A 22379-nucleotide genomic window follows, 5' to 3' on the forward strand; every position below is an offset into this window, starting at 1 on the left:
CTCAGGGGTCCGGCTGGGTGCCGCTGTGGTGGAAGAGCGTCCGGTACTCCTGCGGCGACGTGCCGATGTGGCGGTGGAAGGCCGCCCGGACCGACGACGGCGCGCCGAGCCCGGTGCGGCGGCCGATGCGTTCGACGGACAGCGTCGTCGTCTCCAGCAGCTCGCGCGCGCGGTCGATGCGCGCGTCGGCCAGCCAGGCCATCGGCGACGTCCCGGTCTCCTCGCGGAAACGGCGGATGAGCGTCCGCCGGGACACGTGGGCGCGCCGGGCGAGGACGTCGATGCTGAGGTCCTCGCCGAGGTTGCCGAGCATCCAGCTCCGCAGCGGGGCGAGCCGGTCACCCGTCGCCTCGGCGCGCAGCTGCTCGACGAACTGCGTCTGGCCGCCGGTGCGCCGCGGCGGGGCGACCAGGAACCGCGCGCGGCTGTTGGCGGCCGCGGGTCCCTGGTCGAGGCGCACGAGGTGCAGGCACAGGTCGACGCCCGCGGTCACGCCGGCCGAGGTGAGGATGTCGCCGTCGTCGATGTAGAACCGGTTCGCCACGACCTCGACGCGCGGGTACAGCCGCCGCAGGAGATCGGCGTACTTCCAGTGCGTGGTCGCGGGGCGCCCGTCGAGCAGCCCGGCCGCGGCGAGGGCGAACGCGCCCGTGCAGATGGACACGAGCCGGGTGCCGCGGCCGTGGGCCGCCCGCAGCGCGGCCAGGACCTCGGCGGCCGGTGGGGTCTCGACGCCCTCGAAGCCCGGGACGATCACGGTGCCGGCGGCGGCCAGCGCGTCGAGCCCGGCCGTGGCGGTGACGGTGAAGCCGTCACCCGGCACCGGCCCGGGCCCGCCGGTCGTGCAGACGGTCATCTCGTAGAACGGGTCCGTCGCGAAGATCTGCGTCGCGATGCCGAATTCGAGCGCCGGCACGCCGGGCAGGACGAGCACCGCCACCTGGTGCCGGTCCGCCGTGGTCATGGCCCGATCATAGCGCCGATTGGCACTCGGGCCACTTTCGTGCGCCGCGTCTCATTCCTACGGTCGGAGTCATGAACGACGTACTCGCGCTGCCCACCGGCCCGCTCGCCGAGGCGAGCCTCCGCCTGGCCCGGGAGTCGGAGAGCGCCCCGATCGCCGACCACAGCGTCCGCAGCTTCCTGTTCGCCCGCCTGGTGGCACGGCGAGAAGGCAGCGTGACCGACGCCGCCTACGACGAGAACCTGCTGTTCGCCGCGTGCGTGTTGCACGACCTGGGCCTGGGTTCCCGGGCGGGCGGCCGGGCGCGGTTCGAGGTGGAGGGCGCGGACCTGGCCGCCGCGACGCTGACCGATCACGGCGTCGCGGCCGCCGACGTCGACCGCGTCTGGGAGGCGATCGCGCTGCACTCGTCGCTGGGCATCGCCGACCGGTGCGGCTTGCTGACGTCGTTGACCCACAAGGGAATCTTCACCGACGCGGGCGTCTTCGCCGACGTCGATCCCGGCTCACTGCGGGAGGTCTACACCGCGTACCCCCGCCCGTCGGGCAACCGGTACCTCCAGGACGCGATCGTCGAGCACGCGTCCCGTTCGAAGGCGGCGGCCCCGCCGTACTCGATCGCGGCGGAGCTGCTGCGCCAACGCGGCTGAGAGTCGGTCACCGCCGGGGCGCCGCCGTGGACCTTGGCCGCGTGCGAGCCGCCGCACATCAGCGGCACCAGCTCGTCGGTGGCCAGTTCGGGACGGACGGCTCCCGCGTCGCGGGCGCGGTCGAGCAGCCGGCCGGCGATGGGTCAGTGCCCGAGCAGGCGGGCGCTTTCCTCGGCTCTCCGCAGAGCCGTCAGCAGCGCGGCGCGGCCGGTCCGGACCACGCCGTCCGCCGCGCCCACGACCGCCTCGCCACCGCCCTCGGCGCGGACGTCGTCAGCTGGCCGGGCGCGACGCACAGCGTGCACCTCGACCACCCCGACGAAGTCCTCGCCACGGTGCGGGACCTCGTCACCCGCGTCCGGAGCTAGCCGTAGATCGAGGCCGCCCACTCCGGGTGGTCGATGAACGGGTTGCGGTTGTGCTGAAACTGGTCGTAGATGACCTGGTTGCGGTGCTGCTCGGCGGCGTCCGGCGGGTCCTGGGCGTTCCAGGCCAGCAACACCGAGAGCCGGCCGATGTTGGGCGCCGAGCCGTTGTCGACGCTGTCGTTGGGTTCCAGATCGGGATAGCCCTCGGTGCCGTCGTAGCGGACGGCCATGTAGAGCACCATCCGCGCCACGTCGCCCTTGACGGCGTCGCGCGGCTCGAAGGAGTCCTCGTCGGTGCGGCTGTCCGGAGCCTCGGCGACCGGGGAGCCGCCGTCGTCGAAGTCCTTGTTGCCGCGCTCCGCGTTGACCGAGACGTCTTCGGCGCGCAGGTGGTGCAGGTCGGTGCCCGGCCCGGTGGCCGTGCCGAAGTCGCCGTGGGACTTCGCCCAGACGTGCTCCCGGTTCCACTGGTCCGGATCGCCGCCGTTCGCGGTCTTCGCCTGGGAACGGCCGCTGTAGATGAGGATGACGTTCGCCGGGTCGGCGGGATCCTCGTCGGCGGCCTTGATGCCGTCCCACACCTCGTCGTAGGTCAGTTTCGTGTTGGTGCTGATGATGCCGTGCAACGCGGTCTTGAGTTCGGCGCCGGTCTTGCCGAGGGCGGCCTGGTAGTAGTCGTCGGCCGGTGCCGCGGCCGCGGCGGGCGCCAGGCACGTGGCCCCGACGACCGCGCCGAGCGCGAGGATCACCGGGATACGGCGGGGTGTGCGCATGGACGGTTCCTCTCCCCAGAGACACCCGCCCGAACCTGGCCCGAGACGAGTGTTGACACGTTGTCCGTCTAGTTGGAAAAAGACTGCCATACGTGTCAATAGGGCCGGTTGCAACGATCGGCGGGATAGCCCGCGGATAGCGGCCCGCAAGCCGGCCCGGCCAGACTGGGCGCACCCGCCGGCCCCGGTCGCGGGCCGACCCCGGGACGACTCAGTGGAGGGACGCCGAAATGGCGCCTGCGGGAGCAGGGGAACACGCCCGGCCGAGTGCCGGCGCCGTCGCACTCGGAATCGACCACGTGCGGCTCAGCTACCACTACCTCGATATCGGGGACATCGACGGATACGGTTCCCTTTTCACCGCCGACGCCGTTTTGCACTATCCCGGAATAGCGCCGTTACGGGGTCGCTGCGCCATCGAAAGATTCCGCGCGGCCCGACCCGGACGGCGGCACACCCTGCACAGAGTGACGGTGACGCACGGTGAGGTGGTGACGGTCGGCGACTTAACCACGACTGGGCCGAACGGCGGGCGTACAAATACCGCCTTCGTCGACAGCTTCACGCTTTCGGACTATGGGCTTATCACGGCCCAGAAGACAGACTTCCGTTCCGGGGGAAATTCACGAGCGGTCGGGTGAGGCGGGGAAGCCCGGCCCTCCCCGGCCACGGAACAGTCATTGAGGAACAGTGTGAGTTCGACGAGCGTGCCCTCCGGCGAGCAGCCCGTCTACCGGATCCTCGGTCCCCTGGAGATCCGGGACGTCGCCGGTGGCGAGCTCCGCATCCCGCCCGGCCGCCAGCAGACCGTGCTCGCCACGCTGCTGGTCGACGCGAACCGCGTGGTGAGCCTGGACCAGCTCATCGAGGCCATCTGGTACGACGATCCCCCGGCGACGGCGCGGACGCAGGTCCAGATCTGCGTCTCCCGGCTGCGGCGCGCGCTGGCCGACGCCGTCGGCCCCGACACGCTCGTCACTCGCGGCCCCGGCTACGAGCTGCTGGTGGCCGACGGGCAGCTCGACGCCCGGACGTTCGCCGACCTGGTCTCCGCCGCCGCCGAGCAGACCCGCGCGGGCGCGCTCGAAGACGCGTCCCGGCTGCTCGACGCGGCACTCGCGCTGTGGCGCGGCCCCGCGCTGAGCGGCACCGGCAGCCGGCTGCTGGAGGCCAAGGCCAGCCACCTCGAGGAGCAACGCCTCAACGCCCTCGAAGCCCACTTCGACCTGGGGCTGCGGCTCGGCCGGCACCACCAGCTGATCGGCGAGCTGGCCAGCCAGGTGACGGCGAACCCGCTGCGGGAACGGCTGCGCGGCCGGCTGATGCTCGCGCTCTTCCGGGCCGGGCGCCAGGCCGAGGCGCTGGAGACCTACCGCGTCGGCCGCGAGCTGCTCGTCGACCAGCTGGGCCTCGAGCCCGGGGACGAGCTGCGCCGGCTGGAGTCCGCGATCCTGGCCGACGACGCCGGGCTGCGCCGGAGCCCGGCACCCGAGGCGCCCGCGGCCCCGGCGTACCCGCCGGTCGTGCCGTTCCAGCTGCCGACCGACATCGCCGACTTCACCGCCCGTGACGCGCTCATCGAGCAGACCGAACAGCTGCTGCTCGGCCACCCGGGCCGGCGCGCGACGCCGGTGGTGGTGCTGGCGGGCAAGCCCGGCGTCGGCAAGACCGCGCTCGCGGTGCACATCGCGCACCGGATCGCCGACGACCACTGCCCCGACGGCCAGCTCTACTGCGACCTCGGCGGGACCCGGGCCCACCCGGCCGACCCGCTCGACGTGCTCGGCCGGTTCCTGCGCGCCCTCGGCGTCCCCGGCCCGGCGGTGCCCGGCTCGGTCGACGAACGCGCGGAGATGTACCGGCACCGGCTGGCGGGCAAGCGGATGCTCGTGGTGCTCGACGACGCCGGGTCGGAGCGCCAGGTCCGCGACCTGCTGCCGGGCACGGCCAGCTGCGTCGTGCTGGTGACCAGCCGCGTCCGGCTCACCGGGCTGGCCGGAGCCGGTGTGCTGGACGTCGACGTGCTCGATCCGGACCAGGCGACCGGGATGCTCGCCATGATGATCGGGGCGGAGCGGGTGGCCGCCGAACCGGCCGCCGTCGCCGCGCTGGTCCGGCTCGTCGGTGGGCTGCCGCTGGCGCTGCGGATCGTCGCCGCCCGGCTCGCCGCGCGGCCGAGCTGGTCGCTCGCGTGGATGCTGGAACGGCTGTCCGACGAACGCCGCCGGCTCGACGAGCTCGCGCACGGCGAGCTGATGGTGCGCGCCAGCCTCGCGCTGACCTACGACGGCCTGGCCGCCGACGCCCGGCGGCTGCTGCGGCTGCTCAGCGCCCTGGACCGGCTCAGCTTCCCGGTGTGGGTGGCCGCGGCGCTGCTGGAGGTCGACCCGCTGCAGGCCGCCGACCTGCTCGAACGGCTCGTCGACGCGCAGATGCTGGAGATCTCGGCGGTCGAGCGGGACGGCAGCCCGCGCTACCGTTTCCACGACCTCATCCGGCTGTTCGCCCGCGAGCAGCTCGACGAGCACGAGCAAGCGAGCGGCCGGCGCGCGGCGCTCGCCCGCGTCGCGAGCGGCTGGCTGGGCCTGGCGTGCGAGGCGCACCACCGGATCTACGGCGGCGACTTCACCGTGCTGCACGGCTCGGCGCCGCGGCTGCGGCCGCCCGACGGCGCCGTCGACCGCATCCTGGCGGACCCGCTGGTGTGGTTCGAGGACGAGCAGGACAACCTGTGCTCGATCGTCGCGCTGGCCGCCGAGGCCGGGCTCGACGAGCACGCCTGGGATCTCGCCGTCACGATGGTCGCGCTGTTCGAGAACCGGTGTTACTTCGACGACTGGGAGCGCACGCACCGGCAGGCCCTGACCGCCGTCCGCGCGGCGGCCAACCGCCGTGGCGAAGCGGCTTTGCTGTGCTCACTGGGTTCCCTGCACCTGAGCCGCGCGCACCCGGACGCCGCGGCCGAGCCGCTCGCCCGCGCGCTGGCGACGTTCGAAGATCTCGGCGACGCCCACGGCAAGGCGATGGCGCACCGCAACCTGGCCCTGGTCGACGAGGCTCGCGGCGCGGACCCGCAGGCGCGGTTCGAGCGGGCGCTCATCGAGTTCCGGGTGGCCGGGGACCCGGTCGGCGAGGCGTACGTGCTCGGCCGGCTCGCGCAGACCGAGCTGGACGCGGGTGACGAGGACCGGGCCGGGACGTACCTGGCCGAGGCGCTGCGGATCTGCGACCGGACGGGGACACCGCGCGTCGAGGTCCAGCTGCGGTACCGGCTGAGCGGGCTGATGATGCGCCAGGGCCGGCACGAGGAGGCCGCCGAGGTCCTCACGGAGCTGCTGACCCGGGCCCGCGCGGCCCGCGATCTCGCGGGCGAGGCGCGCATCCTGCACCGGCTCGGCCTGGTGCACGCGCAGCTGGGCCGCCGCGACACGGCGGAACGGCTGCTGGTGGAGGCGCTGGAGCTGCACGAGCGGATCACCGGCGGCGCACCCGATGACGGGGTACGCGCCGACCTCGCGGCCCTGCAGGCACTGCCTGGGTGACCGGGGTCGCGCCCGGCTTGTGCGCGGTGCCGGTTGTCGTGAGTGGCAATGAGGGTTCTAACCCGAATTACCACTCACGACGGGCGTGGGCGGCGACGGCCGGGTCACCACGGGGTGTCGGACGCGGTGCCGGTCCAGGGCGTGTCGCCGGTGCCGGTCCACGGGGTGTCCGACGGTGCCGCCCAGGGGGTGTCGGCCGGGGCGGTGCTCCAGGGCGTATCGGTGGCCGTCGCCGTCCACGGGGTGTCCGCGGGCGCCGCCTGGGCCGTCGTGGCGGCGAGGACCGGGAGGAGAACCGCCGCGGCGATCGCGGTGAGGGCCGGGAGAATACGCACCGTCGTCTCTCTTTTCGTTCGTGAGCTGATGAATTTCTGCGCTACCTGCCCCACCGACGTTAGGAAAGCCCGGCATCGCGCCGCTATCGCGTGGGTGTCACAGTCGTTATCGTCCGGGTTATCGCCCCCGCAGTGGCTCCGTGATACCGCCGGGATAGCCGTGCTCACGATGCTCGTCCCATGGTGGAAACCGCATCCGGACAGCCGGGCCCCGTGATCGGGAACGGCGCTGACAGGAACGGACGATTCGTGCAGCGGAAATTCGGTGAACTGCTGAAGGCGCATCGCACAAAACGCGGTGCCACCCAGCGTCAATTGGCGGACCTGTCCACGGTGAGCATTCGCGCCATCCGCGATCTCGAGTCCGGGCGGGCGCACCGGCCGCGCCGGGACACCGTGCGGCTGATCGCCGACGGCCTCGGCCTGCGGGGCCGCGAACGCGCCGACTTCGAGGCGGCGGGTTACCACGTCGCGGCCGGCGACCTGCGGCTCCGGTGCGCCGACCCGGCACCACCGCCCACGCCCCTGGACGCGCTGCTCGGCCGTGATGAAGAGGTCGCCGCCGTCCACGACCTCCTGGCCGCGGGCAGCCACCGGCTGGTGACCATCACCGGGCTGGGCGGCGTCGGCAAGAGCCGGCTGGCCCAGGAGGTCGCGGGCGGCGTGCACGAGTCCGGCGGCGTCCTCGTGCTGTGGTCGTCCGAGCGGAACCCGCTGCTGAGAACCGGCGGGCCCGGCGACCTCGCCGTGCTCATCGGCGACCGCCCGGCCCTGCTGGTCCTCGACGGCCACGAACCGGACCGCGTCCGGCTGGACGATCTGGCCGTCCTGCTGCGCGAATGCCGCGGGCTGCGGGTCCTGGCCACCGCCCCGGCGCCGTTCGGCCTGCCCGGCGAGCGGGTCTTCCCGCTGACGCCGCTCGCCGTCCCCGAGCCCGGCACCGACGACCCGGTCGCGCTGGCGGCGGTGCCGTCGGTCCGGCTGCTGGTCCGCGAAGTCCGCCAGGTCCGGCCGGGGTTCACCCTCGACCGCACGACGGCCGCGGACGTCGCCGCGCTCTGCCGCCGTCTCGACGGCATCCCGGCCGCACTCGAGGCGGCCGCCTGCTGGTTCCTGGTCTACGAGCCGGCGGCCGTGCTGGAGCACGTCCGGACCGACCCGTTCGCCCTGACCGCGGACCACCTGCCGGGCCTCCGTGACACCCTCGACTCGGCGGTCCGCGGCCTGGACGCGGCCGAGGTGTCCCTCCTGGCCCGCCTGACGGGCCTCGACGCGGGCTGGTCGGTGGTCGACGTGGCGGGCCTGACGGGAATCCCGGCCGCGGCCGGCGCCCGCTTCGTCCGCCGCCTGGTCCAGCACGGCCTGATCCGCCCGGCCGGCCCGGACCGCACCCGGTTCCGCACCCTGGACCTGGTGAACGCCCTGGGCCTGGACCACCGCCTGGCGGTCTGACAAGCCTCCGCCGGCTGGGGCTGCCGGGTCTGCCGCGGCTTGTCGTGAGTGTTTAGGAGGGTTAGAACCCTCCTAAACACTCACGACCGGTACCGGTGTGGCGCGTGTGACTTCTGGTGCGGCGGGGTTGGCCTGCGGCGGCCGGGGTGCCGGGCCTGCTTGGCGCGGACCAGCGCTGTCCCGGTCGTGAGTGGTTAGGGCGGTTAGAACCGCCCTAACCACTCACGACCAGCCTGCCTCGGCCAGCCGCGCCGCCACCACGGGGCCGATGCCGGCCAGCGATCCGGGCCGCATCAGCTCGCCGTGGCGGGCCGCGACCTCGTGCACCGCCACCCGCCCCTCGACGTACGGCTCCCACGCCGACGGTGACGGCGAACCGGCGTGCTTTCCTTCCGTGGCGCGGAAGAACAGGACGTCCCCGGCGAACCCGCTCGGCCGGTGCGTCCGGGCGAGCGTGCTGTTGTGCGCGAACACCTCCGGCAACGCGTCCACCGCCCCCGGCGCCAGCGCGGCCAGCGGGCTGCCCTCCGCGAGCAGGATCGACCGGAACTCCGGCAGCTCCAGCGGCGCCGAGTCCGGCCGCGCCGAGAGGTCGTGGCCGAGTGAGCCCAGCAACGCGGCGAGCGGCTCATCCGACGGCGCGGCACCCGAAGGCGGGTAGCCGTCCAGCATCGCCAGCAGCCCGACCTCCTCCCCCTGCTCCTGCAGCTGCGCGGCCATCGCGTGCGCGACCTGCGCGCCGAACGACCAGCCCAGCAGGTGGTACGGCCCGTGCGGGCGCACCCGGCGGATCTGCTCCAGGTAGTCCTTGACCAGCTCGTCGACGGTGCCCGGCCGGCGGTCGGGCTGGGTCAGGCCGCGCGACTGCAGTGCGTACACCGGCCGGTCGACGTGCGCCAGCAGGCCCGAGTACACCCAGCCGATGCCCGCCGCCGGGTGGACGCAGAACAGCGGCGCCCCCGCGCCGTCCGCACGCAGCGGCAGCAGGACGGCCAGCTCGTCGCGGTCGGTGCCGGTGGCCGTGCCGGTACCCAGCCGCCGCGCCAGGCCGGCGACGGTCGGGGTCTCGAACAGCACCCGGATGCCCAGCTCCGCGCCCAGTTCCCGGCGGATCAGGCTGATCAGCCGCCCGGCGAGCAGCGAGTGGCCGCCGAGGTCGAAGAAGCCGTCGTCGACCGACACCTCGGGCACGTCGAGCACCTCGGTGAACAGCCCGCAGAGCGCGCGTTCCAGGGCCGTCCGCGGCGCGCGGCCCGCCGCGACGACCCGGGCCGGCGCGGGCAGCGCCGTCCGGTCGAGCTTCCCGTTCGGGGTGAGCGGGAGGTCGTCCAGCACGACGAACGCCGACGGCACCATGTTCGCGGGCAGGAACGCCTCGGCGTGGGACTTCGGCGAGACGCCGGAATCCGCGGCCAGGTACGCGACGAGCCGGTCGTCACGCAGCACCGTCACCGCCTGCCGGACGCCGGGACAGCGGCCGAGCACGGCGTCGATCTCGCCCAGCTCGATCCGCACCCCGCGCACCTTGACCTGCTGGTCGGCCCGGCCGAGGAAGTCGAGCCCGCCGTCGCGCCGCCACCGCACGACGTCACCGGTGCGGTACATCCGCTCCCCCGGCCCGCCGAACGGGTTCGCGACGAACGCGCTCGCGGTCAGGCCCGGGCGGCCGAGATAACCGCGCGCGAGCCCGGCCCCGGCCAGGTAAAGCTCCCCCGGTACCCCGGCCGGCACCGGGTTCAGCCGCCGGTCCAGGACGTAGACCCGGGTGTTCGGCACCGGCCCGCCGATGCCGGGCGGCCCGTCGCCGTCCGGCGTGACGTCGCCGCCGGTGGCCATCACACTGCACTCGGTCGGCCCGTAGCCGTTGACCAGCCGGAAGCCGTCTCCGGCCGACGGACGGCGCCGCAGCCGGTCACCCCCGGCGACGACGACCCGCAGGTCCGGGCCGGCGAACCCGGGTTCGTCGAGCATGAGTTCCAGCCGGGGCGTGGGCAGGAACGCCACGGTGATCCCGGACCCGGCGAGCCACTCGGCGAGGGCGCCGGTGTCGTCGAGCACGCGCTGCGCCGGCAGGTGTACCGACGCGCCCGCGGTGAGCAGCGGCCAGGTCTCGAAGACGGCGGCGTCGAACCCGAGTGCGGCCACGTGCCCGCCCCGATCGGCAGCCGTGACGCCGAATTCTCTTTGGTACCAAGCACAAAGGTGGGCCAGGCCGGTGTGGTCGAGGACCACGCCCTTCGGCTTGCCGGTCGAGCCGGAGGTGTAGATGACGTACGCGGCGTCGCGCGGGCTGAGCGACACCGGCGGCGCCTCGACGGGCTGGGCCGCGATGGTGGCGGCTTCCGCGTCGAGGCACAACACGCGGGCGGTGCCGGCCACCCGCGCGGCCAGCGCGGTGGTCGTGATGACGATCGGCGCGGCGGCGTCGGCGAGCATGTACGCCAGCCGGTCGGCCGGATAACCCGGATCGAGCGGGACGTACGCGCCCCCGGCCCGCAACACGGCGAGCTGGGCGACGAGCAGTTCCGGCCCGCGCGGCAGGCAGACGCCGACCAGCGTGCCCCGCGCGATCCCGAGGTACCCCGCCAGCTGGTTGGCGCGCCGGTTCAGCTCCGCGTAGCCGAGTTCGCCGTCCTCACACACGACCGCGACGCCCTCGACGCGGGCCACCTGGTCCGGCACCGCACGCCACGGCCCGAAGTCCACCGGATCCGGCGCGGCCAGCAGCCGCCGTCGCTCCCCCGGTGCCAGCAGCTCCAGGCCGCCGATCGGGGTGTCCGGCGACGCGACCGCCGCCGTCAGCAGCCGGACCAGCCGCGCCGCGATGCCGTCGACCGTCGAGCGGTCGAACAGGTCGGTGCGGTACGTGAGCCCGCCGCCGATGCCGGACGCCCGGCCGGGGTCCAGCTCGTGCAGCGACAGCGCGAGGTCGAACGCCGCGGTCCGCACCGCGACCGGTTCGCCGCTGACGCGCAGGCCGGGCAGTTCGAGGTCGGCGTCGTCGGCGTTCTGCAGCACGAACAGCACCTGGAACAGCGGGTGCCGGGCCAGCGACCGGGCCGGGTTCAGCTCGTGGACGAGCCGCTCGAACGGGACGTCCTGGTGCGCGAACGCGCCGAGGTCGGTTTCGCGGACGCGGGCGAGCAGCTCGCGGAACGTCGGCTCCCCCGCCGTGTCGACGCGCAGGACCAGGGTGTTGACGAAGAACCCGACGAGGTCGTCGAGGGCTTCGTCGGTGCGGCCGGCGACCGGGGTGCCGATGGGGATGTCGTCCCCGGCGCCGAGCCGGCTCAGCAGGACGGCGAACGCGGCCTGCAGCAACATGAAGAGCGTGACACCGCCGTCGCGCGCCAGCTCCCGCAGTCCATTGTGGAGTCCGGCGTCGATCTCGACCGGCACCGAATCGCCGTGGTGCTCGGCCACGGCGGGCCGTTGCCGGTCGGCCGGCAGCGCCAGCTCCTCCGGGAGCCCGGCGAGGCGCTCGCGCCAGTACGCCAGTTCGGCGCCGAGGATCGAGCCGTCGTCGTCCGGATCGCCAAGGACGTCGTGCTGCCACAGGGCGTAGTCACGGTACTGGACCGGCAACGGTGTCCACTTCGGACTCTCGCCCGCGCACCGGGCGGTGTAGGCGGCCGAGAGGTCGCGGACGAGCGGGCCCATCGACCAGCCGTCACTGACGATGTGGTGCTGCACCAGCACCAGCACGTGGTCGTCCGCGCCGAGCGCGAGCAGCTCGGGCCGGAACGGCCGGTCGGTCGTCAGATCGAAGGTCGCGGCCGCCGCCGCGTCGAGTGCCTCGGAAAGGTCGGACTCGTCGATCGCGCGGACGTCCAGGGGACTCTCGGAGACGTCCAGGATCTGCTGGCACGGGCTGCCGTCCAGCTCGGGGAAGATCGTGCGCAGGGACTCGTGGCGGCCGGTGACGTCGGCGAGCGCGCCGGCCAGGGCCCCGCGGTCGAGCTGGCCGGTGAGCCGCAACGCGCAGACGACGGCGTACCCGGCGTCACGGCCGTGCAGCTGGTTGAGGAACCAGAGCCGGTGCTGGGCGTGCGACAGCGGGATCCGGTCGGGCAGCGGACGCGGGCGCAGCGCGGGCCGGACGGGCCGGCCGTGGTCGATCCGGGCCGCGAGCCCGGCGACGGTCGGCGCCTGGAACAGGTCCCGGATGCCCAGCTCGACGCCGAGCGCGGTGCGGGCCCGGCTGATCAGCCGGGTCGCCAGCAGGGAGTGGCCGCCGAGGTCGAAGAAGCCGTCGTCGATCCCGACCCGGCCGGCACCGAGCAGCTCGGCGTACAGTCCACAAAGGATCTCTTCGGCCGGGTCCCGCGGCGCGCGGTACGAGCCGGCCTCCGCGTCCGGCACGGGCAAGGCGCGACGGTCGATCTTCCCGTTGGGGGTCAACGGGAACTCCGTCAGCGCGACGACCGCGGCCGGGACCATGAACTCCGGCAGGACGGTCGCGAGATGGCTTCGGACACCGGACGCGTCACCGGTGCAGTACAGGACGAGGCGCCGGTCCCCCGGGGCGTCTTCCCGCACAACGGCGACGGCCTGCGTGACACCCGGGTGCCGAGCCGCCGCGCCGGCGACTTCGCCCAGCTCCAGACGTTGCCCGCGCAGCTTGACCTGGTCGTCGGTGCGGCCGAGGTACTCCAGCTCGCCCGCGTGGGTCCAGCGCACCAGGTCGCCGGTGCGGTACATCCGCGCGCCGGGCGTGCTCGGGTCGGGCACGAACCGTTCGGCGGTCAGGCCGGGGCGGTGCAGGTAGCCGTCGGCGAGCTGGATCCCGGCGAGCCAGAGTTCACCGGGCACGCCGGGCGGGACCGGGGCGAGCCGCCCGTCGAGCACGTACGCGCGGGTGTTCCACACCGGACGTCCGATGGGGACAGTGGATTCTCCATACGTGAAGGGATGATGACTCGCCTCGACGGCGAACTCGGTCGGTCCGTAGAAATTGGACAGTCGCGCGGACAGCGTCGCCGCGCACCGCTCGGCCAACGCCGGGGCAAGCGCTTCACCGCCGCAGAAGATCTGCCGCAGCGGGGTTTCGCCGGAGCCGGGTTCGGAGAGGAACGCTTCCAGCATCGCCGGGACGAAGTGCGCCAAGGTGACGCGTTCGGCGCGGATCACGTCCCGGAGGTACGCGGGATCGCGGTGCCCGTCGGGCCGCGCGATCACCAGCGTCGCGCCGGTCAGCAAGGGCCAGAACAGTTCCCACACCGAGACGTCGAAGCCGGACGGCGTCTTCTGCAGCACCCGCTCGCCGGGGCCGAGGGGGTAGTCGGCCTGCATCCACGCCAGGTGGTTGACGATCCCGGCGTGCGACATCAGCACGCCCTTGGGCCGCCCGGTCGACCCGGACGTGTAGATCACGTACGCGGGGTGGCTCGCGGTGATCGCGGGCAGCGGCCCGTCACCGGTCAGGCGGGTCTCCTCGGTGAGCACCAGCGACGGCCGTGCGTCGTCGAGCAGGAAAGCGATCCGCTCGGCCGGGTAGCCGGGATCGACCGGCAGGTAGGCCGCGCCGGCGCGGTGGACGGCGTGGACCGCGACGACCAGGTCGAGCGACCGCGGCAGCTGCACCGCGACGACGTCGCCGGGCCGGACACCGTGGCCGCTCAGCGCCCTGGCCAGGTTCTCGATCCGGGCGTCGAGTTCGGCGTAGGTCAGCGACTCGCCCTCGAAGACCACCGCCGTCACGTCCGGCGTCCGCGACACCTGCTGGGAGAACAGTTCCGGCAACGTCTCCGACGAAAGGGGCGCCTCGGTAGCCGTCCACTCCGCGAGCGACCGGCGGTCCACATCGGACAGCAGATCGATCCGGTCGACCGGGGTGTCCGGCTCGGCGACGACGACGGAGAGGAGCCGGACCAGCCGGTCGGCGAGCGCGTGGGCGGTGGCGTGGTCGAACAGGTCGGCGGCGAAGGACAGCGAACCCGTGATCCCGCCGGTGTGCTCGGCAAGGTTCAGGCCGAGATCGAACTTCACCGCGTCGGAGTCCAGGACCTCGGAGGTGACGTCGAGGCCCGGCAGGCTCAGCTCCGCGTCGCCGGTGTTCTGCAGGACCAGGAACACCTGGAACAGCGGGTGCCGGACCAGTGACCGAGCCGGGTTCAGCTCGTGCACCAGGCGCTCGAACGGGACGTCCTGCCGGGCGTAGGCGGCGAGGTCGGTCTCACGGACGCGGCCGAGCAGGTCACGGAAGCTCGGGGCGCCGCTGGTGTCGGTGCGCAGGACGAGGGTGTTGACGAAGAACCCGATGAGGCCGTCGAGGGCCTCGTCGGTGCGGCCGGCGATGGCCGTGCCGATCGGGACGTCCTCGCCCGCGCCCGACCGGGTCAGCACGGTGGCGAGCGCGGCCTGCAGCACCATGAACAGCGTCACCTGCGCGGAGCCGGCCAGCGCGCGCAGCCGGTCGCTCAGCTCGGCGCCGATCTCCACCGGCACCGAGTCGCCCCGGTGGGACGCCACCGCGGGGCGCGGCCGGTCGGACGGCAGCGCCAGCTCGTCCGGGATCCCGGCGAGCTGCTCCCGCCAGTAGGCCAGCTGGGCGGCCAGCAACGACGCCGGATCGTCGGCGTCGCCGAGCAGATCCCGTTGCCAGAGCGTGTAATCGCCGTACTGGACCGGCAGCGGCGCCCATTCCGGCGCGTGGCCGTCCCGGCGCGCGGTGTAGGCCTCGGTGAGGTCGTCGACGAGCGGGCCCATGGACCAGCCGTCAGCGGCGATGTGGTGCAGCGTCAGCAGGAGCACGTGGTCGTCCGGCGCGTCGGCGACCAGCGACGCGCGGAAGGGCGGCTCGCACGTCAGGTCGAACGGCCGTGCTTCGGGGGCCGTCAGCTCCGGCCGCCAGCCGGCCAGGACCACCTGGTGCGGCTCGCCGTCGACCGACGGGAAGATCGTGCGCAGGACTTCGTGCCGCGCGGCGACGTCGCCGAGGGCCGCGCTCAGCGCGTCCCGGTCCAGCTCGCCCCGCAGCCGCAGCGCGAGCGGCATGTCGTAGGCGCCGGTGTCGTCGCCGAACTGCAGGATGAACCACAGCCGTTGCTGCGCGGGGGAAAGCGGCATCAGCTCGGGACGTGACAGCGGTCGCAGCGCCGGGCGGGCGGCGTCCGCTGTGGACAGTCGCGGGGCGAGCGTGGCGACGGTGGGCGCGTCGAAGAGGTCGCCGATGCCGATCTCCGCGCCGAACGCGGCGCGGATCCGGCTGACGAGCTTGGTGGCGAGCAGGGAGTGGCCGCCGAGGTCGAAGAAGCCGTCGTCGATCCCGACTCGCTCGACACCGAGGACGTCGGCGAAGAGTCCACAAAGGATCTCTTCACGGGCGTCACGCGGTTCCCTCACGGCTCCGGTGACGAGATCCGGCACGGGAAGCGCGTTGCGGTCCAGCTTGCCGTTCGGCGTCCTCGGCAGCTCGGCCAGCGTCACGAACGCCGACGGCACGAGGTGCCGCGGGACGAACGCCGCGACGTGGTCCCGCAGCGCGTCCGGGTCGGCGTCACCGACGACGTAGGCGACCAGGCGCTGGTTACCCGGCCGGTCCTCGCGCAGGACGACGGCCGCCTCGCGCACACCCGGGTACTCCGCGGCGACGGCCGCGATCTCGCCGGGTTCGACGCGCAGGCCGCGGAGTTTCACCTGCTCGTCGGTCCGGCCGAGGTAGTCCAGCTCGCCGCCGGTGGTCCAGCGGACCAGGTCGCCGGTCCGGTACATCCGCGCCCCCGGCCCGCCGAACGGGTCGGCGAGGAACCGGTCGGAGGTCAGGCCGCCGCGGTGCAGGTAGCCGTCCGCGAGCTGCGCGCCGGCCAGGTACAGCTCCCCCGGCACGCCCGGCGGCACCGGGCTCAGCCGGCCGTCCAGCACGTACGCGCGGGTGTTCCACACCGGCGCGCCGATCGTCACCGGTCCGGCGCCGACGGCGTGGGCGGTGGCGTCGACGGCGACCTCGGTCGGGCCGTAGAGGTTGATCAGCTCGGCGGTCAACGTCGTCGCGCAGCTATCGGCCAGCGCGGCGGTCAGGACTTCGCCGCCGCAGAACACCTGCCGCAGCGCCGGGCAGTCCTCTTCGGACAGCCCGAGGATCCCGTCGAGGATGCCGGGCACCACGTACAGCACGGTGATGCGCTCGGCGCGGATCGTGTCGAGGAGGTACGCGGGGTCGCGGTGCCCGTCGGGCCGTGCGACGACCAGGGTCGCGCCGGCCAGCAGCGGGCGGAAGAACTCGAGGACGGAGACGTCGAAGCTGGACGGCGTCTTCTGCAGCACCCGGTCACCGCCGGTCAGCGGGTGTTCGGCCTGCATCCAGGCGAGGTGATTGGCGATCCCGGCGTGCGACATCAGCACGCCCTTGGGGCGGCCGGTCGAGCCCGACGTGTAGATCACGTAGGCCGGGTGGTCCGGGGTGACGGCGGGCAGCGGGCCGTCGCCGTCCAGGTCCGTGCCGGGGGTGAGGACCAGCGCGGGCCGGGCGTCGGCGAGCATGAACGCCACCCGGTCGGCCGGGTAGCCGGGGTCCACCGGCAGGTACGCCGCGCCGGCGCGGTGCACGGCGTAGACCGCGACCACCAGGTCGATCGAGCGCGGCAGCTGCACCGCGACGACGTCGCCGGGCCGGACGCCCCGGCCGCTCAGGGCCCGCGCGAGCCGGTCCACCCGGACGTCGAACTCCGCGTACGTCAGCGAGTCGCCCTCGAACACGACGGCGGTCGCGTCCGGCGTCCGTGCCACCTGCCGGGCGAACAGCTCCGGCAGCGTCGCGGCCGGGACCGGCGCCGCGGTGTCGTTCCACTGCGCCAGCTGCCGGTGGTCCACATCGGACAACAAGTCGGCACTGTCCACTCGCGACTCCGGGTTCGCGGCGACCACCTGCAGGAGACGCACGAGCCGGTCGACGATGTCCTGCGCGGTGGCGCGGTCGAACCGGTCGGTGGCGAACTCGAGGCTGCAGCCGAGCCCGGCGTGGCGATCCTCGACCGTCAGGCCGAGGTCGAACTTGGCGGTGCCCGACACGGTGTCCCCGGCCGTCACGGTCAGGCCCGGCAGGGTCCACTCGCCGTCGGCGGTCTCGTTGCCGAGGAAGGAAAGCAGCACCTGGAACAGCGGGTGCCGAGCCAGCAGGCGCGGCGGGTTGAGTTCTTCGACGACCCGCTCGAACGGCAGGTCCTGGTGGGCGAAGGCGCCGAGGTCGGCGTCGCGGACGCGGGTGAGCAGCTCGCGGAACGTCGGCGCGCCCGAGGTGTCGGTGCGCAGCACGAGGGTGTTGACGAAGAAGCCGACGAGGTCGTCGAGCGCTTCCTCGCCGCGGCCGGCGACGGGCGTGCCGATCGGGACGTCCTCACCCGCGCCGAGCCGGGTCAGCAGCAGCGCGAACGCCGCCTGGACGACCATGAACAACGTGGCCTGGTTGTCCCGGCCCATAGCCTTGAGCGCGGTGTGGGTGGCCGCGTCGACGTCGGCGGAGACGACGTCCTTGCGGTAGCTGGGGATCGCCGGGCGGGGCCGGTCGGCCGGGAGCGCGAGTTCGTCGGGCAGCCCGGTGAGCGTCTCGGTCCAGTAGTGCAGCTGGCGAGCAGCCAGGCTGTCCGGGTCGGCCTCGTCGCCGAGCAGGTCGGCCTGCCAGAGCGCGTAGTCGGCGTACTGGACCGGCAGCGGCGACCACGTCGGCGGCTGCCCGGTCAGCCGGGCGGTGTACGCGGTGGCGAGATCGGCCATCAACGGGCCGGTCGACCAGCCGTCGGCGGCGATGTGGTGCAGGCAGAGCACGAGAACGGACTCGTCGCCGGCGCGGAACAGCCGCGCGCGCAGCGGGATCTCGCGGGCCAGGTCGAACGCGGCACTCCCGGCCGCCTCGGCCAGTACGGCCGGCTCATTCGGCGCGCACTCGACGACTTCGAGCACCTCACCGGGCGGCAGGACGTGCTGCCACGGCTCGCCGTTCTCCACCGGGAACACCGTGCGCAGGGTTTCGTGGCGGGTGACGACGTCCCGGCAGGCGGCGGCCAGCGCGAGGACGTCGACCGGCCCGGTGAGCCCGAGGGTGAGCGGGATGTTGTACGCGCGGTCCTGGCCCTCGATCCCGGCCAGGAACCACAGCCGCCGCTGCGCCGACGACAGCGGCACGCGGGCCGGGCGCGGTCGCGGGGTGAGGGCCGGGCGGACCGGGCCGGGCGCCTGGGCGTCGAGGGTGGCGAGGATCCCGGCGACGGTCGGGGCGCGGAAGAGCGCGCGGACGCCGAGTTCGGCGCTCAACGCCGTGCGGACGCGGCTGATCAGCTGGGTGGCGAGCAGGGAGTGGCCGCCGAGGGCGAAGAAGCCGTCGTCGAGGCCGACGGTGTCGAGCCCGAGGACGTCGGCGAACAGCGCGCAGAGGATCTCTTCCCGGGCGGTCCGGGCGCCGCGGAAGGTCACCGGCGAGATCTCGGGGGCGGCTTCTTGTGCCACGGCGTCGACCCGCGCGAGATCGAGCGTCCCTAATGGACGGTCCGGATCGGACAGCGCGAGGTCGAGCAGACGCACGAGCATGGCCGCCATCGCGTCCACAGTGGACTTCTCGAACAGGTCCACGGCGTACTCGAACTGGCACGAGACGCCGTCCGCGTGCTCGGCGAAGACCACGCTGAGGTCGAGCTTGGCGGTCGCCAGGTCCAAGGGAACCGGCTGGACGTCGAGGCCGGGCAGGGTGAGCGCCGTCCCGTCGTCGTGCTGGAGGACGACCATGACCTGGAACAGCGGGTGCGCGGACCGGCCGGCGCCGAGGCGGTCGACCAGCCGGTCGAAGGGGACGTCCTGGTGGGCGTAGGCGTCGAGGCCGGTGTCGCGGACCCGGGCCAGGAGTTCGGTGAAACCGGGGTCACCGCTCAGGTCGGTGCGCAGGACCAGGGTGTTGACGAAGAACCCGACGAGGTCTTCCAGGGCTTCCTCGCCGCGGCCGGCCACCGGGGTGCCGAGCACGATGTCGTCGCCCGCGCCCCAGCGGTGCAGCACCGCGGCCAGCGCCGCCTGGAGCCCCATGAACGGCGTGCAGCGCGCGGCGCGCGTCACCGCGACGAGCCGGGCGTGCAGGTCAGCGGGGATGTCGATCTCGACGAGCCCCGCGGCGCCGGTCGTGCCGCCGGTGCGATGCGCGGGCAGGACCATGCGTTCGGGGATGCCCGCGAGCCGTTCGGTCCAGTAGGCGAGCTGGGCCGAGAGCAGGCTGTCCGGGTCGTCCTCGGTGCCGAGCACCTCGCGCTGCCACTCGCCGAAGTCCAGGTACTGCACCGGGAGCGGCTCCCAGTCCGGCGCCTCGCCGTCGAGCCGTGCCGCGTAAGCGCTTGCCAGGTCGCGGCCGAGCGGGCCGAGCGACCAGCCGTCGCAGGCGATGTGGTGCAGCACGAGCAGCAGGATGTGCTCGTCCGGGCCGAGTTCGAACAGCGTGACGCGCAGCGGGAGGTCCGCGGCGAGGTCGAAGGGCCGGGCGATCGTCTCGGCGAGATCGTCGCCGGACCGGACGTCGAAGATCAGCCGTTCGATCGCGTCCACAGTGGACAGGACTTGCTGGCCGGGAACGCCGCCGTCGACCGGGATGACGGTGCGCAGGACCTCGTGCCGGCCGAGGACGTCGGCGACCGCCTGCCGCAGCGCGCGGCGGTCGAGGCGGCCGCGCAGGCGCAGCGGGAACGGGACGTTGTAGGTCGCACTGGGGCCTTCCAGCTGGTCCAGGAACCACAGGCGCTGCTGGCCGAACGACAACGGACGCACGGGAAATCCCTTCACTGGGGCAGGCGCAGGGCCCGGGCCGCGAACACCGGCCCGCCGAAGGCGAGCAGGGCGCTGCAGATCCAGGCGACGACGGGGGTGGTGAAACTGGCGATGGCGCCGGACACGGCGTAGGCGAGCGGCGCGCAGCCGATGCCGGACAGCGACACCATCGACATGGCGACGCCGAGGCGGTCCATCGGCGCGGCCTGCTGGTAGAGCGTCACCGCGGCCGGGCCGTTCTGCCCGGAGCACACGCCCAGCGCGACGGCCATCGCGGCCATCGCCCACAGCGACGGCACCAGGACCATGCCCAGCAACAGGACGGCGATGCCGATCCCGCTGCCGACGAGCCGTACCGAGATCGGCACGCGGTCGCCGAGCAGCGCGCCGAGCCCGGCGGACACCAGCGCGCCGGCCGCCCAGCAGGCGATGAGGAGACCGACCGCGGAGACGGCCCAGCCGCGTTCGATGACGACCTCGGGCAGGCCGGGGTTCATCGGCCACGCGAACGCGAAGTCCAGGCACAGCCCGGAAAGGAACAGCAACCGCAGGCGGCGGTCGGCGCGCAGCAGCTTGAGGCCGTCACCCGAGCGGCGCCACAGCGGGACGCTCGACACGGTGCGCGGCGCGTCGATCGCCCTGGTCGCCGGGGCGAGGCAGACGAGCGAGACCACGCAGCCACCGCAGACCACGGCGAGGGCGACACCGAGGTGCCCGGTCGCGACCAGCCACGCGCCGAACGGCGACCCGAGGATCGGGGCGAACCGGGCGACCATGGTGCGGACCGAATTCGCCGTGCTCAAGCGGTCTTTCGGGACCATGCGCGGCATGAGCGTGCCGAACGACGGCGACCCGAGCCCGAGCATCGCGCCTTCGAGCGCCGCGACGACGACCAGCAGCGTCACGGACTGCGCGGACAGCGCGACCACGACCGAGACGGCCAGCACGGCGATCCGCACCGACGTCGTGCGCAGCAGGACCGAGCGGGGCCCGAAGGCGTCGCAGATGACGCCGCCGAAGATCATCGCGAGCGCGCGCGGCACGGACTCGGCCAGGGTCACCCAGGTGACGGCGGCCGTCCCGCCGAGCTGGGCGGCGGCCCAGACGGCGGCGATGAAGAACACCTGGTCGCCGATCAGGGAGACGCCCTGGCCGGTGAGCAGGAGGCCGACCTTGCCCCACATCGCGGCGGGCTTCGTCTCTCGCACGGGTGCTTGTGTCATGGCTGGTGTCCGTTCCGTCGCGCTCAGCGGGCCCGCAGGCGCACCGGGAGGTGGTCGAAGCCGAAGTTGATGATCGAGCGGTTGTGCACCGCGTCGCCGGCCGGTTCCAGCACGGCGACCTGATCCAGCAGCGCGGCGTAGATCGCTTTCAGCTCGGCCTTGGCCAGCGGCGCGCCGATGCAGTAGTGCGCGCCGACGCCGAGGGCGAGGTGCCGGTTCGGCGACCGGTCGAGCAGGAGCTCGTCGGGCCGGTCGAACATCGTGGGGTCGTGGTCGGCCGACCACGTCCAGACGGCGACCTTGTCGCCAGCGTCGATGACGTGCCCGCCGAGCTCGACCTGGGTGGTGGCGGTGCGCAGGACGTGCAGGCCGACGGAGGTGAACCGCAGCAGCTCGTCGGTGGCGAGGTCGAGGTCGGCGCCGCCGGCCAGCGCTTTCCAGAGGTCGGGGCGCTGCATCAGCGCGTGGACGCTCATGGCCGCGGTGTGCCGCACGGTCTGCACCCCGCCGACGACGATGTTGTCGAGGTTGAGCACGACGTCCTCGATCGGCAGGCGCCGGCCGTTGATGCGGTGGGTGGCGAGAGTGCTGATCAGATCGTCGGCGGGGTTCTTACGCCGCTGGACGACCTTCTCGAACAGGTAAGGCAGAAGCTTCTGATGCCCGGCGCGGCGCGCGTCCGGCGTCTGGGCGAGAAAGGCTTCGTCGCAGACGGAGACGACCAGATCGCGGTCGTCGCCGGGAATGCCGAGCAGATCGCACATCACGACGAGCGGCACGGTGGCGAGGACGTCGACGAGATCGGCTTCACCCTGCTCGACAGCGTCTTTGATCACCTTGTTGGCCAGCTCGGTGATGCTCTGAGCCGCGCCGCGCACACCCTTGGGCGAGAAGTACGGCAGGACGGGCGCGCGGAGTTCACGGTGCCGCGGCCCGTCGGAGAGCGCCATCATCTTGTCCGCGCCGGCCGGGGTGCCACCGGTCCCGAGCAGCGACCCGCCGGTGGAGCTGAAGGTGGCCGCGTCGGTGAGGACGCGGGAGCCGAGGTCGTAGCCGAGCACGGACCAGACGGCCCCGTCGAGCGCGGTTTCGGTGCGGTGGACGGGAGCCTGAGCCCGCAGATCGGCGACGATGCCGCCGACGTCGGGCCGGGCCCAGAGGCCGGGATCGGTCAGATCGACGGTGGCGGTGGACACGAGTGCCTCCTCAGGCGGGGCGGTTCCGGTGGTGCCGGGTGGGTTGCGGGGGCGGTTCCGGTGGTGCGGTGCGGACGGGTTGGGCGGGGCGGCTGCGAGGAGTCCGGATGGCGCGGCGCGGGTGCAACTGGTCTGAC

Annotated in this window: 9 protein-coding genes and 2 pseudogenes; 4 read left to right on the forward strand and 7 right to left on the reverse strand. The window is 73.5% G+C overall.

Translation table 11 applies throughout. The features are described from left to right. Nucleotide 1: 1 nt before the first annotated feature. Nucleotides 2–964 (reverse strand): GlxA family transcriptional regulator, encoded by a 963-nt coding sequence (locus OHS58_RS19835; RefSeq protein WP_328649382.1) that lies wholly within the window; start codon nucleotides 962–964, stop codon nucleotides 2–4. Between the two features lie 71 nt (nucleotides 965–1035). Here OHS58_RS19835 and OHS58_RS19840 point away from each other — a divergent pair, with 71 nt between their 5' ends. Beyond that, nucleotides 1036–1614 (forward strand): HD domain-containing protein, encoded by a 579-nt coding sequence (locus tag OHS58_RS19840; protein WP_328649383.1) that lies wholly within the window; start codon nucleotides 1036–1038, stop codon nucleotides 1612–1614. A gap of 62 nt (nucleotides 1615–1676) precedes the next feature. Here OHS58_RS19840 and OHS58_RS48795 read toward each other — a convergent pair. Both OHS58_RS48795 and OHS58_RS19850 read right to left on the reverse strand, forming a co-directional pair. Further along, a pseudogene (locus OHS58_RS48795) lies at nucleotides 1677–1754 on the reverse strand (hypothetical protein); the annotation flags it as partial. A gap of 224 nt (nucleotides 1755–1978) precedes the next feature. Then, nucleotides 1979–2755: an endonuclease I family protein gene (locus tag OHS58_RS19850; protein WP_328649385.1), complete on the reverse strand. Its 777-nt coding sequence runs from the start codon at nucleotides 2753–2755 to the stop codon at nucleotides 1979–1981. A 230-nt stretch (nucleotides 2756–2985) separates the two neighbouring features. Here OHS58_RS19850 and OHS58_RS48800 point away from each other — a divergent pair, with 230 nt between their 5' ends. Together OHS58_RS48800 and OHS58_RS19855 are read left to right on the forward strand one after the other, a co-directional pair. Then, on the forward strand, nucleotides 2986–3396 hold the full coding sequence (locus tag OHS58_RS48800; RefSeq protein ID WP_442788228.1) for a nuclear transport factor 2 family protein: 411 nt from the start codon (nucleotides 2986–2988) through the stop codon (nucleotides 3394–3396). 51 nt (nucleotides 3397–3447) lie between these two features. Continuing rightward, the gene (locus tag OHS58_RS19855; protein WP_328649386.1) at nucleotides 3448–6297 is read left to right on the forward strand and encodes an AfsR/SARP family transcriptional regulator; all 2850 of its coding nucleotides are present in this window, start codon (nucleotides 3448–3450) and stop codon (nucleotides 6295–6297) included. 104 nt (nucleotides 6298–6401) lie between these two features. Here the strand turns inward: OHS58_RS19855 and OHS58_RS19860 are convergent, their stop codons facing one another. Further along, entirely contained in the window at nucleotides 6402–6632 is a 231-nt protein-coding gene (locus OHS58_RS19860; RefSeq protein ID WP_326954352.1) for a hypothetical protein, read from the reverse strand. A 180-nt stretch (nucleotides 6633–6812) separates the two neighbouring features. On the opposite strand from OHS58_RS19860, the gene OHS58_RS19865 reads away from it, so the two are divergent. Next, the gene (locus OHS58_RS19865) at nucleotides 6813–8084 is read left to right on the forward strand and encodes a helix-turn-helix domain-containing protein (RefSeq protein WP_442875548.1); all 1272 of its coding nucleotides are present in this window, start codon (nucleotides 6813–6815) and stop codon (nucleotides 8082–8084) included. Between the two features lie 222 nt (nucleotides 8085–8306). Here the strand turns inward: OHS58_RS19865 and OHS58_RS19870 are convergent. The 3 genes and pseudogenes from OHS58_RS19870 to OHS58_RS19880 all read right to left on the reverse strand — a co-directional run. After that, a pseudogene (locus OHS58_RS19870) lies at nucleotides 8307–19823 on the reverse strand (amino acid adenylation domain-containing protein); the annotation flags it as partial. An 11-nt stretch (nucleotides 19824–19834) separates the two neighbouring features. After that, complete coding sequence (locus OHS58_RS19875) at nucleotides 19835–21046, reverse strand: MFS transporter (RefSeq protein WP_326948299.1); 1212 nt, start codon at nucleotides 21044–21046, stop codon at nucleotides 19835–19837. A gap of 23 nt (nucleotides 21047–21069) precedes the next feature. After that, nucleotides 21070–22242 carry a cytochrome P450 gene (locus OHS58_RS19880; RefSeq protein ID WP_328649388.1) on the reverse strand — a complete coding sequence of 391 codons (1173 nt, stop codon included), beginning with the start codon at nucleotides 22240–22242 and terminating at the stop codon, nucleotides 21070–21072. Nucleotides 22243–22379 lie beyond the last annotated feature (137 nt).

The sequence above is a fragment of the Amycolatopsis sp. NBC_00348 genome (assembly GCF_036114655.1).
Lineage (GTDB): Bacteria > Actinomycetota > Actinomycetes > Mycobacteriales > Pseudonocardiaceae > Amycolatopsis.

What these genes read in the sequence shown, in the direction of transcription:
- OHS58_RS19875 (WP_326948299.1), bottom strand. Translation starts at nt 21,046, where the DNA reads ATGACACAAGCACCCGTGCGAGAGACGAAGCCCGCCGCGATGTGGGGC.
- OHS58_RS19840 (WP_328649383.1), top strand. Translation starts at nt 1,036, where the DNA reads ATGAACGACGTACTCGCGCTGCCCACCGGCCCGCTCGCCGAGGCGAGC.
- OHS58_RS19835 (WP_328649382.1), bottom strand. Translation starts at nt 964, where the DNA reads ATGACCACGGCGGACCGGCACCAGGTGGCGGTGCTCGTCCTGCCCGGC.
- OHS58_RS19850 (WP_328649385.1), bottom strand. Translation starts at nt 2,755, where the DNA reads ATGCGCACACCCCGCCGTATCCCGGTGATCCTCGCGCTCGGCGCGGTC.
- OHS58_RS48800 (WP_442788228.1), top strand. Translation starts at nt 2,986, where the DNA reads ATGGCGCCTGCGGGAGCAGGGGAACACGCCCGGCCGAGTGCCGGCGCC.
- OHS58_RS19865 (WP_442875548.1), top strand. Translation starts at nt 6,813, where the DNA reads ATGGTGGAAACCGCATCCGGACAGCCGGGCCCCGTGATCGGGAACGGC.